18 protein-coding genes are annotated in these 15,384 nt (G+C 42.4%); 13 read left to right on the plus strand and 5 right to left on the minus strand.

Going from position 1 to position 15,384, the window contains the following annotated elements:
- Positions 1-257 precede the first annotated feature (257 nt).
- The 9 genes from E7X57_RS11990 to E7X57_RS12030 all read left to right on the plus strand — a co-directional run bounded on the left by E7X57_RS11990 (position 258) and on the right by E7X57_RS12030 (position 8,634).
- Positions 258-1,298: a permease gene (locus E7X57_RS11990; protein ID WP_135613199.1), complete on the plus strand. Its 1,041-nt coding sequence runs from the start codon at positions 258-260 to the stop codon at positions 1,296-1,298.
- Positions 1,299-1,341: 43 nt separating this feature from the next.
- On the plus strand, positions 1,342-2,379 hold the full coding sequence (gene arsB / locus E7X57_RS11995) for an ACR3 family arsenite efflux transporter (protein WP_135613201.1): 1,038 nt from the start codon (positions 1,342-1,344) through the stop codon (positions 2,377-2,379).
- A gap of 13 nt (positions 2,380-2,392) precedes the next feature.
- A complete protein-coding gene (locus E7X57_RS12000; RefSeq protein WP_135613203.1) occupies positions 2,393-3,082 on the plus strand; it encodes a metallophosphoesterase in 690 nt (229 codons plus the stop codon).
- A 57-nt stretch (positions 3,083-3,139) separates the two neighbouring features.
- The gene (locus E7X57_RS12005; RefSeq protein WP_135613206.1) at positions 3,140-3,373 is read left to right on the plus strand and encodes a thioredoxin family protein; all 234 of its coding nucleotides are present in this window, start codon (positions 3,140-3,142) and stop codon (positions 3,371-3,373) included.
- 14 nt (positions 3,374-3,387) lie between these two features.
- The gene (locus E7X57_RS12010) at positions 3,388-3,768 is read left to right on the plus strand and encodes a putative zinc-binding protein (protein WP_135613208.1); all 381 of its coding nucleotides are present in this window, start codon (positions 3,388-3,390) and stop codon (positions 3,766-3,768) included.
- A 96-nt stretch (positions 3,769-3,864) separates the two neighbouring features.
- Positions 3,865-5,316: a tRNA guanosine(15) transglycosylase TgtA gene (tgtA, locus tag E7X57_RS12015; RefSeq protein ID WP_135613209.1), complete on the plus strand. Its 1,452-nt coding sequence runs from the start codon at positions 3,865-3,867 to the stop codon at positions 5,314-5,316.
- Between the two features lie 54 nt (positions 5,317-5,370).
- Positions 5,371-6,312 carry a UbiA family prenyltransferase gene (locus tag E7X57_RS12020; RefSeq protein WP_210409065.1) on the plus strand — a complete coding sequence of 314 codons (942 nt, stop codon included), beginning with the start codon at positions 5,371-5,373 and terminating at the stop codon, positions 6,310-6,312.
- A gap of 14 nt (positions 6,313-6,326) precedes the next feature.
- Positions 6,327-7,484, plus strand: a complete 1,158-nt coding sequence (locus E7X57_RS12025; protein WP_135613213.1) for an NAD(P)/FAD-dependent oxidoreductase — start codon at positions 6,327-6,329, stop codon at positions 7,482-7,484.
- A 4-nt stretch (positions 7,485-7,488) separates the two neighbouring features.
- Positions 7,489-8,634 (plus strand): radical SAM protein, encoded by a 1,146-nt coding sequence (locus E7X57_RS12030; protein WP_135613215.1) that lies wholly within the window; start codon positions 7,489-7,491, stop codon positions 8,632-8,634.
- 149 nt (positions 8,635-8,783) lie between these two features.
- Here E7X57_RS12030 and E7X57_RS12035 read toward each other — a convergent pair whose 3' ends face one another.
- From E7X57_RS12035 to serB, 3 genes are all read right to left on the minus strand, one after another.
- The gene (locus E7X57_RS12035) at positions 8,784-9,266 is read right to left on the minus strand and encodes a hypothetical protein (RefSeq protein ID WP_135613217.1); all 483 of its coding nucleotides are present in this window, start codon (positions 9,264-9,266) and stop codon (positions 8,784-8,786) included.
- A gap of 395 nt (positions 9,267-9,661) precedes the next feature.
- The gene (locus tag E7X57_RS12040; RefSeq protein WP_135613219.1) at positions 9,662-10,519 is read right to left on the minus strand and encodes a coiled-coil protein; all 858 of its coding nucleotides are present in this window, start codon (positions 10,517-10,519) and stop codon (positions 9,662-9,664) included.
- Positions 10,520-10,591: 72 nt separating this feature from the next.
- Positions 10,592-11,266, minus strand: coding sequence for a phosphoserine phosphatase SerB (gene serB, locus E7X57_RS12045; protein WP_135613222.1), 675 nt, complete (start codon positions 11,264-11,266; stop codon positions 10,592-10,594).
- Positions 11,267-11,625: 359 nt separating this feature from the next.
- Here serB and E7X57_RS12050 point away from each other — a divergent pair, with 359 nt between their 5' ends.
- Both E7X57_RS12050 and E7X57_RS12055 read left to right on the plus strand, forming a co-directional pair.
- A complete protein-coding gene (locus E7X57_RS12050) occupies positions 11,626-12,456 on the plus strand; it encodes a F420-dependent methylenetetrahydromethanopterin dehydrogenase (RefSeq protein WP_135613224.1) in 831 nt (276 codons plus the stop codon).
- Positions 12,457-12,490: 34 nt separating this feature from the next.
- Positions 12,491-12,679, plus strand: coding sequence for a hypothetical protein (locus tag E7X57_RS12055; protein ID WP_135613226.1), 189 nt, complete (start codon positions 12,491-12,493; stop codon positions 12,677-12,679).
- 124 nt (positions 12,680-12,803) lie between these two features.
- Here the strand turns inward: E7X57_RS12055 and E7X57_RS12060 are convergent, their stop codons facing one another.
- Complete coding sequence (locus E7X57_RS12060; RefSeq protein WP_135613228.1) at positions 12,804-13,397, minus strand: pyruvate kinase alpha/beta domain-containing protein; 594 nt, start codon at positions 13,395-13,397, stop codon at positions 12,804-12,806.
- A 164-nt stretch (positions 13,398-13,561) separates the two neighbouring features.
- Here E7X57_RS12060 and E7X57_RS12065 point away from each other — a divergent pair, with 164 nt between their 5' ends.
- Together E7X57_RS12065 and E7X57_RS12070 are read left to right on the plus strand one after the other, a co-directional pair.
- Positions 13,562-14,311 carry a proteasome assembly chaperone family protein gene (locus E7X57_RS12065; protein ID WP_135613230.1) on the plus strand — a complete coding sequence of 250 codons (750 nt, stop codon included), beginning with the start codon at positions 13,562-13,564 and terminating at the stop codon, positions 14,309-14,311.
- A 5-nt stretch (positions 14,312-14,316) separates the two neighbouring features.
- Positions 14,317-14,706 (plus strand): DUF473 domain-containing protein, encoded by a 390-nt coding sequence (locus E7X57_RS12070; RefSeq protein WP_135613232.1) that lies wholly within the window; start codon positions 14,317-14,319, stop codon positions 14,704-14,706.
- Between the two features lie 50 nt (positions 14,707-14,756).
- Here the strand turns inward: E7X57_RS12070 and E7X57_RS12075 are convergent, their stop codons facing one another.
- On the minus strand, positions 14,757-15,374 hold the full coding sequence (locus tag E7X57_RS12075) for a DUF169 domain-containing protein (RefSeq protein WP_135613234.1): 618 nt from the start codon (positions 15,372-15,374) through the stop codon (positions 14,757-14,759).
- Positions 15,375-15,384 lie beyond the last annotated feature (10 nt).

The following is a 15,384-nucleotide window of genomic DNA, read 5'->3' on the forward strand; positions in this document are numbered from 1 at the left end:
GAGAGTCCTCGGGAAATCTGCGTCGCTGCTGTGCTCACTCTATTACCCTTTTTCTTTAGTTAATTTTGATCTGCTAGTTTTGACTTTGTTTTTCTGATATGTTTTTATCCATGATCACAATTTGCAGCTCTGATCTTGACTAAATGTGCTTCATTTTAATGTCTGCCAAATTCGTCTTGAATCTAAAACTCATCTTTGTAATTCAAGAATAGTTGAAATAGATATACTTATATAGTATTTCAACATTATTTGAAATCATGTCAACTGATTATTTACTATATCTTATGAATGCTGGTGTTCAATCAGTTCAGAATTATCTTGCACTGCATGTGCTCCTCTGTCTGGTTCCTGCATTTTTCCTTGCAGGTGCAATAGCTTCACTGTTCTCAAAGGAGTCAGTATTAAAGTTCTTTGGAGCAGATGCACCAAAATATGTCTCATACTCAGTAGCTGCCGCGTCAGGATGTCTTCTTGCCGTGTGCAGTTGCACCGTACTCCCACTATTTGCAGGTATCTATAAAAGAGGTGCAGGGATCGGGCCTGCAACGACATTTCTCTTCTCGGCACCTGCCATAAATATACTTGCAATAGTTTACACTGCCAAGATCCTTGGCTATGATCTTGGGGTGGCAAGAGCCGTTGTTGCGGTTTCTTTATCTCTCGTTGTCGGACTTACAATGGCATTGATCTTTGAAAGAGGTAAGGTGGAGAGAAAAAAGATTGCCACTTTCGGAGAAGAAAAACATAAGAACAGTGCTATGTTGTTCATCCTGCTTCTGGGAATCCTTGTTATTCCGGAGATAGTCGGTACATGGATTATGATGGCAGCAATACTTGTTCCTCTGATAGCTGTTACTATTTACCTATCTTTCAAGTGGTTCACACGTGAGGAACTCTCTGCCTGGATGGGCGAAACTTGGTTCCTTGTAAAGCAGATCACACCTCTTCTTCTGATCGGTGTATTCTTTGCAGGGGTAATTGTGGAAGTTCTTCCTTCAGAATATGTTGCCCGGTTTGTTGGCGGCGAATCTCTCTCATCAAACCTGATCGCATCGGTCTCTGGATCCCTTATGTACTTCTCTACACTTACCGAAGTTCCTATTATCAGTGCCCTTACACTTCTTGGCATGGGTAAAGGTCCGGCACTATCTATGCTTCTGGCAGGACCAGCACTTAGTCTTCCGAACATGATCGTTATCAGCAGGATAATGGGTGCAAAAAGAGGAGCTTCATACATAGTACTGGTAGTTATAATTGCTACACTTGCAGGACTTGGATTTGGTTACTTTATCGGATGATCGCACCAATAGTATTCAAAAATGGATAAGGTTGGAGATTATAATGGCTGATGAAAATAAACTGGGTTTTTTCGAAAAATACCTGACTGTATGGATCTTTGCATGTATAGTCATTGGTATTTCTCTTGGCAGGATCTTTCCTCAGATCGCCGGAACACTGGATTCGATGCAGGTATATGAAGTTTCAATTCCAATTGCTATCTGCCTTTTCTTCATGATCTATCCAATCATGGTTCAGATCGATTTCAAACAGGTAGTAAAAGCAGGAAAGACTCCTAAACCTGTACTTGTTACATTGTTCATCAACTGGGCTATAAAGCCTTTTACGATGCTCTTCTTTGCATGGCTGTTCATGGCAAATATATTTGCTCCTTATCTCACAGAGCTCCAGATCTCACAATATATAGCAGGAATGATATTGCTCGGTGTCGCTCCATGTACTGCAATGGTGCTTGTATGGGGATATCTTGCAAAGGGTAATCAGGGTCATACATTGGTAATGGTTGCAATTAATTCCCTGGTCATGCTTTTCCTATATGCCCCTCTGGCAAGGCTCCTGCTTGGCATAAGCGATATCGTGGTCCCCTGGGAAACAATTTTGCTTTCCGTAAGCATGTATGTGGGTGTACCTCTGTTTGCCGGATATTTTTCACGGAACTATCTGTTGGCAAACAAAGGAAAGGAATGGTTCGATACAAGGTTTTCTCCTTTAATGCATAACATTGCTATTACTGCACTACTGGTCACATTGATCGCCCTGTTCTCACTTCAGGGAGATGTAATACTTGACATTCCACTTGTGATTGCGATGATCGCAGTTCCCCTTCTGGTTCAGGTGTTATTCATATTCTTCCTTGGATATGGCATTGCTAAGGTCATTGGGATCACTTATGAAGACGCAGCACCAACAGCACTAATTGGTGCCTCGAACCATTTCGAGGTTGCAATTGCAGTCGCAGCAATGCTTTTTGGAATAAATTCCGGTGCAGCTCTTGCAACCGTTGTGGGTGTGCTCATAGAGGTTCCTGTGATGCTCGGACTTGTAAGCATATGTCTGAGGACAAAAAAGATGTTCAAATGATGGGGTGAGTGAAATGAAACTTTTAATAATATCGGATGTCCATGGAAACAAAGACGCTCTTGATGCAGTACTTTCCGTACCGCATGATGAAGTGATCTGCCTTGGTGATCTTGTGGACTACGGTCCTGACCCTTCTGAATGTATCGAGCTCATCAAGAATAAGAACATAGCTACGATCAAAGGTAACCATGACAACGCAGTGGCTTCAAAAGTTGATTGTGGGTGTGGATACAAGTACAAGCACCTTTCCATCGCGACCAGGGAATACACATGGGGTCAGCTCAGTCCTGATCCTATGAATTTTATCAGGGGGCTACCACTCTATATTGAAAAAAGATTCGGTGATAAAAAGATACATTTTGCTCATGGAAGTCCGAGGTCAATGTATGAATATATCAACCCGGATACTCCCGAAGAAGATGTGCTTGAGATGATCGATGGTTTGGATACGGATCTCATAGTTATTGGTCATTCTCATATCCCCTTCCTCAGGCATGTAAATAATGTGACAATAATAAATCCCGGGTCTGTAGGCCAGCCAAGGGATGGGGATGTGCGTGCAAGTTGTGCTGTATTTGATACACAAACGTATTCAGTACAAATGATCAGATGTGAGTATGATCTGGATCCGGTGTGTCAGCGGATAGTGGAGAATATGCCTCATGCAGATGAACTCGTAGATATACTGAAAAGGGGTTATTGAGAATATATTAAAAAATTAAAATTTATTTATTATTCAAAAATATTGAGAGGTTTGAACATGAAAATAGAAGTCCTTGGTTCAGGTTGCGCTAAATGCAACAAAGTGAAAGATTTAGTGGAAAAAGTAGTCAATGAAGCAGGCATTGATGCCGAGATCATTAAGGTGGAAGATATCAATCAGATACTTGACTATGGGGTTATGGTAACTCCTGGGCTAGTTGTTGATGGCGATGTCAAGATCGCAGGCAAGATCCCTTCCGAAGATAAAGTAAGGGAATGGTTAACTCAGTGATAGGGGAATTATCCATGGCAGAAGATATCAAATGTGCATGTGAATCTACTAACGTAGCATTATTTTCATGCTCCGGTGCTTCTAATGTAGGACAACTTTCCAACCAGCTTGCCATTGAACTAACTGAAAAAGGAATTGGTAAAATGATGTGTGCTGTAGGCATTGGAGGTCAGGTTACTGGTATTCTCAGGTCTGCAGAAGGCTGCGATCGTATAATAGCCATCGATGGATGTCCTCTCAATTGTACAAAGAAGACCCTTGAACTTGCAGGTCTTGAAGTGGATCGCCATATTCTGGTAACGGATCTTGGTATAAGTAAGAATAAGGATCTGAGGGTAAAAGGACCTGAATTCGCTGATATACTTGAAAAAGTGTCGGAAATTCTGGCAAATTAATTATGCTGATCTGGATTTTAAACAGATGTATCTTTGTATTTCGTGGAGCTTCCATGAAATACAAATATATAATATCAGCCAATATCTAATGCTCAAATGTCATCGATATTCGAGATAACCCATAAAGATGCTGCAGGACGTATCGGGAAACTGAAAACACCGCATGGTGTTGTGGAAACTCCTACCGTCATGCCTGTCATCAATCCGAACCTTCAGGTCATCAAACCTTCCGAGATGAAAGGTTTCGGTGCCCAGATGCTAATTACCAATTCATATATCATATCACGCAAGGACAATCTGCGAGAAAAGGCGCTGAAAGACGGGCTCCATTCTCTTCTTGATTATGATGGTCCAATTATGACAGATTCCGGTTCATTCCAGCTTTCTGTCTATGGTGATATCGATGTAACTAATGAGCAGATCATCGAGTTCCAGAAAACGATCGGCTCTGACATAGGTGTTCCTCTGGATATTCCTACGCCACCGGATGTTCCACGCAGTCGGGCGGAATCAGAACTCAAGACAACTCTTGAGCGCTTAAAAGAGGCACGTGGAATGGTCAATGAAGAGATGCTTCTGGCAGGACCTGTGCAGGGTTCAACCTATCCTGACCTTCGCCAGAAGTGTGCAGAGGATCTTCGGGAACACAAGTTCGATGTGTATCCTCTGGGTGCAGTAGTTCCATTGATGGAGAATTACAGATATGCTGACCTTGTCGATGTTATCGTATCATCAAAGAAGGGCCTGGACCCGACAGTACCTGTACACCTTTTTGGTGCCGGACACCCTATGATGTTCGCACTTGCAGTAGCACTTGGCTGTGATCTTTTTGACTCTGCAGCTTATGCATTGTATGCAAAGGACAGGCGTTATATCACTTCCAACGGCACATATCATATTGATAACCTTAGCTATCTTCCATGCTCCTGTCCTGTATGCATATCCCATACAGCAGAAGAGGTTCAGAAAGCTGAGAACTGCAGTGAACTTCTTGCAAGGCATAATCTTTATGTTACATTTGAGGAAATGCGTCTTGTCAAGCAATCCATTAAGGAAGGTAATCTCCTGGAACTTGTGGAACAAAGATGTCGCACTCATCCGAGAATGCTGGAAGCACTGAAAAAGATGTATTCCTATACTGACTGGATCGAGAAATATGATCCGGCATCAAAGTCTACATTCTTCTATTGTGGTCCGGAGTCTGCACAGAGACCTGAAGTGCTGCGCTTTTCCAATAAGCTTGAGCGTTTCACCATAAAGGGTTCTGCTGTGATCAGGCCGGCTTCAAAGAAGGATATCAAAGGCTATGATAATGATCTGATCTTCAAGGCTCCATTTGGCGCATTCCCTGCTGAGCTTGCTGAGGTATATCCTTTCAATGCAGAAGTTATCAGGACTCCTGATATAGAATCTCTTGGAAAGGCCCTTGAGAACACTATTGCTCTTATCGAGTTAAATCCGGATGCAAAGTTCACATTTATCAATGAAGATGGATTTGAACATCCTCTATTCGAAAAGCTGGGGCAGATCGCAGATATTAAAGAATGATCTGTCACTTTTTATAAGCATAAAATTTGAAGATATCATTCAATGGTGATTCATTTGGTATCAACAACAGGATCAAAGACACGCAACCCTTACTTAGAACTACTAAGACCGGAAATCGCGGATATGGATTTTGCCCTTCCGGCAGCAAGTGCTCTACTTGCATCCTATCTGGCAACTTCTGCCCTTCCTCCGCTCATTCCTTTCATAATTGCTGTTATCGGTGGATATGCTGCTATCACAAGTTCCTATGTGTACAACGATTGCTGTGATGTGGATATTGATCAAATAAATCTTCCTGACAGGCCACTTGCTTCAGCGCAGGTATCTCAAAAACAGGGTCTTACATATGCATTTATTCTATTCGTGATCGCCTCAGTTGCAGCATTCTACTTAAATCCTGAATCATTTATGGTTCTGGTTATTGCAGTTCTTACTATCAGTATCTATTCCAAGCTGGCAAAAAGGCTCACATTCCTGAGTTTTGTACCAGTTGGTATTGCATACGGTCTTGTTCCTGTAGGTATCTGGCTTGCGTTCGATCCTGCCGGGATACTTCGGGGTAACGATGGTGTTATCCTGCCATTGCCTGGTATATTCTTTTTCATAATGATGTGTGTGGCTGACTGGGGTTTCACCCTTTCCGGAGTTTCCAGGGATGTAGAAGGCGATCGTGCAAAAGGTGCACCAACATTCCCTGTGACATTTGGAGTTCCTGCGACATCAAAATTTGTCTTTATATGTTGGTCTGTGGGCATTCTTTCATCGTTTGCTATTGGTATAACTGCACATCTTGGTCCGATCTTCTTTGTGGGAGCAATTCTTTCGGGGGTCTGGATGATAATGCAGGCACTCGACTTTGTTAAAAATCCTCTTCCACAGCGTGGTGGAAGGCTGTTCCTGCAGGGTTCAAGATACAGGGGATTCATGTTTGGTTCCCTTATAGTCGATGTAGTGCTCTCTATAGTTTTAACATCTTATGCAGGTATCCTGTGGTGATCAGAGGTTCTTAAATGGATGCAGATATAATTGTAATAGGTGCTTCTCCGGCGGGTCTGATGGCAGCAAGAAATGCTTCCCGAAAAGGGGCAAAGGTGCTCGTTGTAGATAAAAAAGAGATAATAGGCTATCCTACACACCCTGCTAATACTTTTTTCAAAGGTATGTTCGACAGGTCACAAGAACCTGTTGACCAGAGCTATGTGATGAAGAACATGAAAGGTGCTTACCTGATAGCCCCTTCCGGAGGCAGGGTTGCTATTGAAAGTCCTGCATATTTCCTTGACCGGTTAAAGTTCGATGAATATTATGCAAAACAGAGCATGGACGCCGGAGCAGAAGTTCGTATGGGTGTTGAGGTAAGTAGTGTCTTCAGAAGCAATGGTGCTATGAACCTTAGTACTTCGGATGGCGTCTTATCCTGTTCTCTGGTGATCGTATCCGATGGCATCAATTCAAAGATGGCTGGTCTGCTTGGGCTTGAACCAATGAAGCATCCCAATGACATTGCATGGGCAATGGAAGCATTTGTAGAAGCTGAAGGCATTGGTGAGCCTGATATGTTTGAATATTATGTTGGAAACCATTGTCCGGGTTGGAAATCCACTTATTCTCCATGTGGGGGAAACCTTGCTACTCTTGGAGTTTATGTAAGGGGGCATGGGAAGGACGTATCTCCATTCTTTGAAAGATGGGTTGAAAAGTTCAAGCAAATAAAAGGTCTTGATGAACTGACTGTTCTTGAAAGATCTGTAGGCGGGGATCCTATTATCACTATACCCAAACAGATGTTGGCCGATGGGGTGATGCTGGTCGGAGGGGCTGCAGGTCAGTCCGGAATAGGATATAGTATGCATGCAGGTCAGATGTGTGGTGACGTAGCTGCAGACGCTATCGCAAAAGGTAATGTTTCGGCAAAGTTCCTTTCTGAATATCGCAAGAGGTGGAATGCCGAGTACAGGGCAGAGTATGTCCTTGGTCGCATAGGTCTGGAAACACTGCGCAAAATGACGGATCCTGAGATAGACGATCTTATGAAGACGTTCGAAGGCGTTGATTTCTCATTCCTTTCAGGTACTTCTTTCCACAGGTCAATGCAGCTTGGTCTTTTTATGTTAAAGAAGAATCCGAAGTCTCTTCTGGCTTACAGGGCCTTATTGAGGAACAAGTGATCTTATGGTGAATGACAAGCGGTATTACTTTTATAAAAATCCCTTTTACAAGGTCTATGCAACGATCGAAGATGGACTCGTCAGGATGCATACATCAGGAGTTGCATCGCGTGCTATCAAACCATTGACATCTGAGATGCTGGACCTTTTTGAAGGACAAAGGCCTGCATTGGTAAAAGAGAATGAGCTTGTTTTTTCTACGTGGATGCCACCTATACCCAGCAAAGCCTTCGATCGTCTGGTATCAAGCCAGATGGGTTACATACGTGGAAAGATGGTGCCTGAACAGGTCACAATTTCTATCACTGAGGATTGTCCTAATAATTGTATACACTGTGCTCTTCCTGATACTCTGAAAAGATCCTCGTTGTCTGCTGCTGATGTTAAAAGTACAATTGATCAGGTTCTCGATATGGGCTCGACCTTTATTGTCTTTGATGGTGGCGAACCGCTTGTCTATGAGGGGCTTGAGGAGCTTATCAGCTATGTTGATCGGGACCTTGCTACTACCGGAATGTTCACTTCGGGGGTGGGGTTGACAAAAGAGCGTGCAATTTCCCTTAAAGAGGCTGGACTCGACATGTTGAGCATAAGCCTTGACAGTTCGACCGAAAAAGGGCATGATACTATGCGAGGTAGGGTGGGTGTGTTCAAGGATGCTATTGGTGCTGTTAAGAATTCACTGGATGCCGGTCTGCTTGTAAATATCTATGTGGTCATATCTCCAAGGAACATAGATGAACTTGATGATTTCTACAAAATAGCAACAGATCTTGGTGTCCATGAGATCTCTTTCTTCGAGATAGTCCCTACGGGACGCTGGATGAACCGCCTGGATGAGATGATGACGTCAGAAGATCACAGGAAGTTCGATGATTTCGTGAAACGTACTGAAAACATGGATGGTCCTAAAGTGTTCCCAATTCCTCATGTACTAAAGAAGATGGGATGCTTTGCAGGAAGGAAATGGCTTCACATAACTCCGGAAGGTGACATATTTCCCTGTTCATGCCTTCCTTTATCCTTTGGGAATATTCATGAGGACAAGCTTTCCGATGTCTGGCGCAAGATCCGTAAGGATTCTACCTATAATGGCGGAACCTGTCTTATGAGGAATTCTGATTTCAGGAAGTTGCATAAGTTCGACTGAATTGACCTGTTTAAAGTTTTTTTATCATTTTAAGTTAGAAATAGTGGTGTTTGTCATCTATTTTTCTGACTTCTCGCTTTGAATTTTTCAATCTGGAATTGATCTAACGATATGATCATTGCTAAATAAAAATCCAAAAAAAGTTAGGCTTAGTTCAGGCCTAAAGCCTTATCAAAATATCTTTGGGATTCTTCTTGATTTTCCTCATCATAACTAACATATGACAAAAGCATATAGAGATCCTTTATATCAACTATCAAATTGCCACAGCTCTCTTCTGTTCCGGTAAATGTCTTACTTTGTTCCTCCAACAATTCAACATTACCAAGGAAAGATGCATACAATTCCACAGCCTCTTGCTCATCCATTTGTCCAACATCAACAATATGAGCAAACAATGATTTCTTCTGTTCTGCAAGAGCCTTCGCAATTTCCACACCTCTATCACAAGGAGCAATTGCAATTTTATCATAATACTCTTTATTCTGAATCCAGAATGGGAACATGTCCACCGGTACACCGTTCTTCTCCCTCATATTTTTACACTTCTCACATCCCTCTGGACATTCAAAATAGTCCAAAAGTTTCATTACATCTTCGTTATATTCTCTAAATTTGTTCTCAACAGACATCTTTTTCACCTCTTCAAAATTCATATACTTATTTTAACAATCAACAACCACATTCACGTTCATTCAGCCACGCTTCGTTGCATACTCCTGCATCTACTTCTTACCGCCCTTCTTATCCACTTTTTCCCATCAGCTTTCCAATACATTCCTAAATCCTTCATCCCAATGAAGAATTGCGGTCCATTTCATTCCATCCCTAAATCCTTCCCGCTTCTTATATAGGTCAATTGATCTATTTTTTCTATTATGTTTAAAATAAATAACGATTACTATCAAGCTATTACTTACTAAAAAGCAGTATTCAAAAAGGATGGATCTGGCAGATCCTATGAATGTTAGAATAGTTAGAATAAATTGAGGGTGAATGAACACCCTCCATGTTGTCAAATTTCCGATTAAAGCAGACCGGATTTCTGCAAGGTCATCAAGTTCTCTGTGGTGAGCTTCTGACCTGACTTGAACTTGTCAAAGATGTCTTCTGCATCTTTTCTAACATCTTCCATAGATGCGACCTTCTTGCCAGTGTCTTCGCCTTTCCTAATTTTGCGAACTTCTTTATCGATGTCCCTGATCTCTTTTTGTGCTGCAATGAATAACTTGTGTTGTTCATCAGCTTTCTCCTGGAATTCGACGAACTGTTTGTGTGCAGCATCAGATTCTGCACGCATCTTGTCGGCTTCCTTGAAGGTGGAGATCATCTTGTCATGATATTCCTGTGCTTTCTGTGCGTATTCTGAAAGGACATTGTGGAATTGTGATGCTTCATCGCGAATCTCCTGTGCTTCTGTTAACAGGGTCTTAAGCTCTGTGTTGCTCTCGAGCTGTTCCTGCTTAACGACATAGAGTTTCTGAAGCTCTGTGATCTTATTGACCAGTTCCTTTTCCTTGCCTGGGGTCAGCACTTCTGTCTGCTGTGTGAACTCAAGACGGTCGATATCTTTTCTGATATCTTTGATGGATGGACCTGTGAGATTGTTTGCGGTACGTAATGCATCGACCTTTGCAAATACTTCGTTTGCCTTGGCGTTGATCTCGTCACGCTTTGCTTTGTTCTCTTTAACCTGCTCATTGTTCTCGTCACGTAGCTTCTTGTATTCCTGTGCTTCGTTGATGAGTTCTTTTGTGCGCTTGTTGAGATCATTACGCTTTGCAGCCAGAGTGCTTGCTTCAGCGTTCAATCCATTTCTCTTTTCTTTAGCTTCTTCAGAGGCAGTTTTAAGATCCTGCCTTTTGGTGTTCAATTCTTTCAACATGTTCTATATATCCTCCCGCTCCAGCAAAAAAGCTGGCATTTCATGCATTTCTAATGCACGATACGTAGGGCTTTAATCCAGATCTAGTGAATCTATGATCGGAATTATTGCCCTGAGGTCTTTTTGGGTAACAACCTCATCTGCATATTGGCGCAGAATCGGTTTTGGATTAAATGCAATTGCACATCCTGCTCGTTTAAAGAGGCAAATATCGTTGGCACCATCACCAACAACGATGCAATCAGTGGTCTCAAAACCCATCTCCTTTGCGATCTTTTCAAAGACCACTTCTTTGGAGAAATTCTCTGTCATTGGACCGCTGACCTCGCCTGTAAGATATCCGTCCTTTACAGCAAGTATATTAGAGTATACGTAATCAATGCCAAGGAGTTCACCAACCCTGTCAGTTGATAGCGTGAAGCCACCTGACAGCATTGCTGTTTTGAATCCCAGGGATTTTACATGTTTAACAAGTTCTTTTGCACCGGGCATGAGTTGCATAGCTCTCATTGCTTCCTGTGCAGTTTCCAGCTTTAATCCTTTTAGAAGTTTGACCCTGTCCTTTAAAGCCTGATTGTAGTTGATATCGCCATTCATTGCTTTTTCGGTAACAACAGAAACCTTGTCCACAACGCCTGCAGCACGTGCAAGTTCATCAATGCTTTCTGCATCAATGAGTGTGCTGTCCATATCAAAAACGATCAGTTTAGAATAACTTTTCTTAGAAATATTGTTGCTGGAATTCACTTGACCATACCTGAAACTTTAAAACCCTGATTACGGATCAGTAATATTGGGATGTACTGAGATTGAAGTACAATTCCCTACATTACTTTTAAGCTTTTCGGGTAGGATATGCCTTCTGAAACAGATCGTTAATCCAAATACTAACATAATATACACTATATGGGTTAGTACAAGGGATAAAGCAGTTGCTTTATACTTCCTCTTTTCTATTTATTTTTAAAACTAGCAAAGTAGTACTTTATGTGTTTTCGAAAACGTCGCTTTATTTTTGTGAGATCGATGTATTCTCAGATTAGGGTCTTGTAGAAATAATCAAAAATATTATATCCTAATCCGTACTTGCAGTAATGTGATCTACTATGGCAAAAATAGGATTTATTAAATTAGGTAATCTCGGTATGAGTCAGGTCATTGACCTTGTCCAGGACGAAATCGCAGCAAGAGAAGGTATCAGTGTACGTGTTTTCGGAACTGGTCCTAAGATGGGTAAAGCAGAAGCTGCAGAGACAGAAGCATTCAAGGAATGGGGAGCTGATTTCTACGTTATGATCAGCCCTAACTCCAGTGCACCTGGCCCAACCGCTGCACGCGAGCTGTACAAAGATGTTCCATGCATTGTAATTTCCGATGGTCCAACCAAGAAAGATGACAGGCAGGCACTCGAAGATGCAGGTTTCGGTTACATCGTCATGACCGTAGACCCACTTATCGGCGCAAAGACAGAGTTCCTTGATGCTGTAGAGATGGCATCCTTTAACTCCGATGCAATGAAGGTCCTCTCAACCTGTGGTGTTGTCAGGATGATCCAGGAAGAACTTGATGCAGTTGCTGCACAGGTCGACGAAGGCAAGTCCGGCAATGACCTTGAGCTTCCACACATTCTCGCAAAGCCAGAGAAATGTATCGAGCGCGCAGGTTTCAACAACCCATACGCAAAGGCAAAGGCACTTGCAGCACTCCACATGGCTGACAAGGTCGCACAGATCAACTTCCCTGCATGCTTCATGATGAAGGAGATCGAACAGGTCACACTCACAACTGCTACCGGTCACGAAATGATGCGCGCAGCAGCACAGCTTGCAATCGACGCACGTGAGATCGAGAAAGCAAATGACTCTGTCTTCAGGAAGCCACACTCTAAGAAAGGCGTCCAGATGACAAAGACCTCATTGTACGAAAAGCCACAGTAAGTGTCTTTTCGACACTTATTCTTTTTTTAATTTCATGGACACTTTAACTGTAATTGGCATTGCAATTCTTGCCTTCATATTCATTGTAGCTTTTACAGCAATGAACCTCAAAGCAGCTTCAAGTTTCAAAAAAGAGGTATCAGTATCATCAAGATCTGCTTCTGATAATAACACTCCTGTCGAGAAGGATGAAAACGAAGACGAAGAAGTGAACGTTGAATAAGTTAGACAAGAATATGCAATATAAAAAAGAATGGCATCTCTAAAGATGCCTTAGCTGTAATACGTATTTTAATTTGATTTTATCTAATCTAAATCTTATTTTGCTTTAAACTGATTTTTTTGTTTTATTTTGGTTCTTCTTTTGCACGTGGCATTGCAAGGATCTCGCGAACCTGCATGTCAAAGAAGTTCTGTGAATGTGCTGGTCTCACCACAAGCGCCACATCGGCACCCTGACGTGTTCCTCCGATAGCTATCACTTCGATATCCTTTGAGACAGGTATATGGCCTGAATCTGCAGCCATCATCACGACTTCCAGGGCGACCTTGAAACCTTTTCCGAAGACTGCGCGAAGTGTGTCAGAGATAACATCTGCACGGCTTGCACCACCCAGCCTCTTTGAGATCGCACGTTCCACTCCTGAGAACATATGTGATTGTGTGGTGACCAGAACGCCCATGTCTTGAAGTTTCTTCAGGTTATCTTCGTCCATTTCCCAGTTTCCATCCTCCCGGAGTCCGTACTGGTGGGTTATGGCAATGATGTTTATGCCTTTCCCCTTTACCTCTTCTGCCATTTTCAGGGCTGTATAACCTTCAGTACTTGAAAGAACAATATGTTTTATCCCCAGTTCTTCTGCTCTTTCAGCAGCTACCTTCACAACATCATCGGTGTTCTGTTTGCCGACATCATCGAAATATTGTATAGATCTCTCCATGATCATTTCTCCATTATTTGAATGCATTTTGTCATCATAGGTCTTATGTATGTCGTTCTCAGGTCTAATAACGATGTTCTTATATGAGAATCTCCATTTATATAATAAGTGTAAAGTATACGAATGAAATAGTGATGGGGTTACATTTTATAGAGGGTGATTTTTTGTCAGAAACAGATGATTATGAGGCGATCGATGTAGAGATCATAACAAAGCCTGTAAGATCAAAAGAGCCAATATTGATCGAGGGTTTTCCAGGAATAGGTCTTGTAGGCAATATTGCCAGCCAGCAAATTATTGAGGAACTGGACATGGAATATATTGGGTCCATTGAATCCAGATATTTCCCTCCTATAGCTGTTCTCTACGAGGGTCTTGTCAACATGCCGGTCCGGATATACGAGAGTGAGGAACATAATATTGTGATGGTGGTTTCTGATATCCCTATCAATCCTTCAGTTTCCTATGATGTCAGCAAGGCCCTGGTTGGATGGGCTAAATCTGTGGGTGTAAAAGAGGTTATCTCTATCGCAGGCATTGCTACTATGGGAGATGATAACAAGGTCTTTGGTGCAGCTACCAATGAGGAAATGCTTGAAAGGATCAAAGGAAAGGTAGAGATCTTCCAGATGGGTACGATCTCAGGTATTTCCGGCAGTGTAATGGCAGAATGTTTCATGCATGGCCTGCCTGCCATAAGCCTTCTTGGTGCAACCAAGACCCAGAATCCGGATCCTCGGGCAGCAGCAGTAGTTGTAGATGTTCTGAATTCTATGTATGGATTTTCTATAGATACGGAGGATCTTATTGAGCAGGCAGAGAAGATCGAAGTTGAAATGCAGAAGCTTGCTGAAGATGTTCGCACAAGTGAACAGTCGACAACGCCAAGAAAAGAGTTCCCAATGTACGGGTGATCATAATGGAATACGTGGCACTTACGGGTATATCGGATTCAGCTATCTCTGAGCTGAAGAACCATCAGTTGCGCACGATCGAGATACGTACACCTCAGAATTTCTTCACAGCTTTAAATGTGAACGTGGGTGATAGTGTATTTCTTACTCACACGACCATACAGGATCTTACGCGTGGAAGCACGGGGATCATTGCAAAAGTGATAAAGCATCATTTGTCAACACACAGGACAATAGCTGGAAATGACATGTTCTTCGAAGAACATGAGACCATGATGATACGCCTTCAACTGCAAACCAAGGGTACTGCCCGCATAAGTAAGGTGCTTTCCAACGAAATTGGTAAAGAGACTCGTGTGGTAGCTGAGGACATGTGCTTCTATGAAGCACGTTAAGGGCAGATCAAAGTACGCAATTAAGCTGGATCGAAGTGTATAAGCTTTGATCAGTTTCTGGTTTCAGGGATATTCCTTAATCCCGTTTCTATTTTTTCTGCTTTGTCAAAGCGTATACCTACGGGTATCTCATTATCACTATAGTCACTGTGCTTGCGGGAACCTTTACAGCCATAGGATAACCCAATCCCTTTTTCATATGCATGGGCTGTACAGTCTCCACATATGGAAGCTGCACCGAAGGTGTCGATGCATAAACGCTCTCCATCGTTATATACCATCGCCTGAACCATTCTCATAGCTTTCTCAGGTATCAGGTAGAGTATCATCACATCAAAGTGACCATTGTTCTTTGACAATGGCTCGATCTTTATGTGGTCATACTCCCGTTTGACCCTTGGAAGGAAAGAGGCTGCCTTGCTGGCAGTTTTTTCATCAATGTAGCGGCCGGACTTGAGATAATAATTATCCGGCTTGTCTTCCGAAACTCCGAGAACGTATTTTCCGGGAGGGCAACATTGGGAAGAGGCAAGGAATACCTCTCCTTCACGTGCTTTTGTAATAAGTTCACAGTACAGGAAGTCATATTCCTTTCCTGAATTTCCTTTTTCAAAGGTTACGCAGACAGGCTCACCTTTGTCCATGAGCTTTGCGATCTCTGTGAACATATTTCCACCT

It is taken from the genome of Methanococcoides sp. AM1 (assembly GCF_900774055.1).
In the GTDB taxonomy this organism is placed as follows: domain Archaea; phylum Halobacteriota; class Methanosarcinia; order Methanosarcinales; family Methanosarcinaceae; genus Methanococcoides.

Bases quoted from the DNA above. Each gene is read 5' to 3' on its own strand.
- arsB (WP_135613201.1), top strand. From the start codon at position 1,342: ATGGCTGATGAAAATAAACTGGGTTTTTTCGAAAAATACCTGACTGTA.
- E7X57_RS12030 (WP_135613215.1), top strand. From the start codon at position 7,489: ATGGTGAATGACAAGCGGTATTACTTTTATAAAAATCCCTTTTACAAG.
- E7X57_RS12040 (WP_135613219.1), bottom strand. From the start codon at position 10,519: ATGTTGAAAGAATTGAACACCAAAAGGCAGGATCTTAAAACTGCCTCT.
- E7X57_RS12075 (WP_135613234.1), bottom strand. From the start codon at position 15,374: ATGTTCACAGAGATCGCAAAGCTCATGGACAAAGGTGAGCCTGTCTGC.
- E7X57_RS12010 (WP_135613208.1), top strand. From the start codon at position 3,388: ATGGCAGAAGATATCAAATGTGCATGTGAATCTACTAACGTAGCATTA.
- E7X57_RS12060 (WP_135613228.1), bottom strand. From the start codon at position 13,397: ATGGAGAGATCTATACAATATTTCGATGATGTCGGCAAACAGAACACC.
- E7X57_RS12070 (WP_135613232.1), top strand. From the start codon at position 14,317: ATGGAATACGTGGCACTTACGGGTATATCGGATTCAGCTATCTCTGAG.
- E7X57_RS12025 (WP_135613213.1), top strand. From the start codon at position 6,327: ATGGATGCAGATATAATTGTAATAGGTGCTTCTCCGGCGGGTCTGATG.
- tgtA (WP_135613209.1), top strand. From the start codon at position 3,865: ATGTCATCGATATTCGAGATAACCCATAAAGATGCTGCAGGACGTATC.
- E7X57_RS11990 (WP_135613199.1), top strand. From the start codon at position 258: ATGTCAACTGATTATTTACTATATCTTATGAATGCTGGTGTTCAATCA.
- E7X57_RS12000 (WP_135613203.1), top strand. From the start codon at position 2,393: ATGAAACTTTTAATAATATCGGATGTCCATGGAAACAAAGACGCTCTT.
- E7X57_RS12035 (WP_135613217.1), bottom strand. From the start codon at position 9,266: ATGTCTGTTGAGAACAAATTTAGAGAATATAACGAAGATGTAATGAAA.
- E7X57_RS12005 (WP_135613206.1), top strand. From the start codon at position 3,140: ATGAAAATAGAAGTCCTTGGTTCAGGTTGCGCTAAATGCAACAAAGTG.
- E7X57_RS12050 (WP_135613224.1), top strand. From the start codon at position 11,626: ATGGCAAAAATAGGATTTATTAAATTAGGTAATCTCGGTATGAGTCAG.
- E7X57_RS12055 (WP_135613226.1), top strand. From the start codon at position 12,491: ATGGACACTTTAACTGTAATTGGCATTGCAATTCTTGCCTTCATATTC.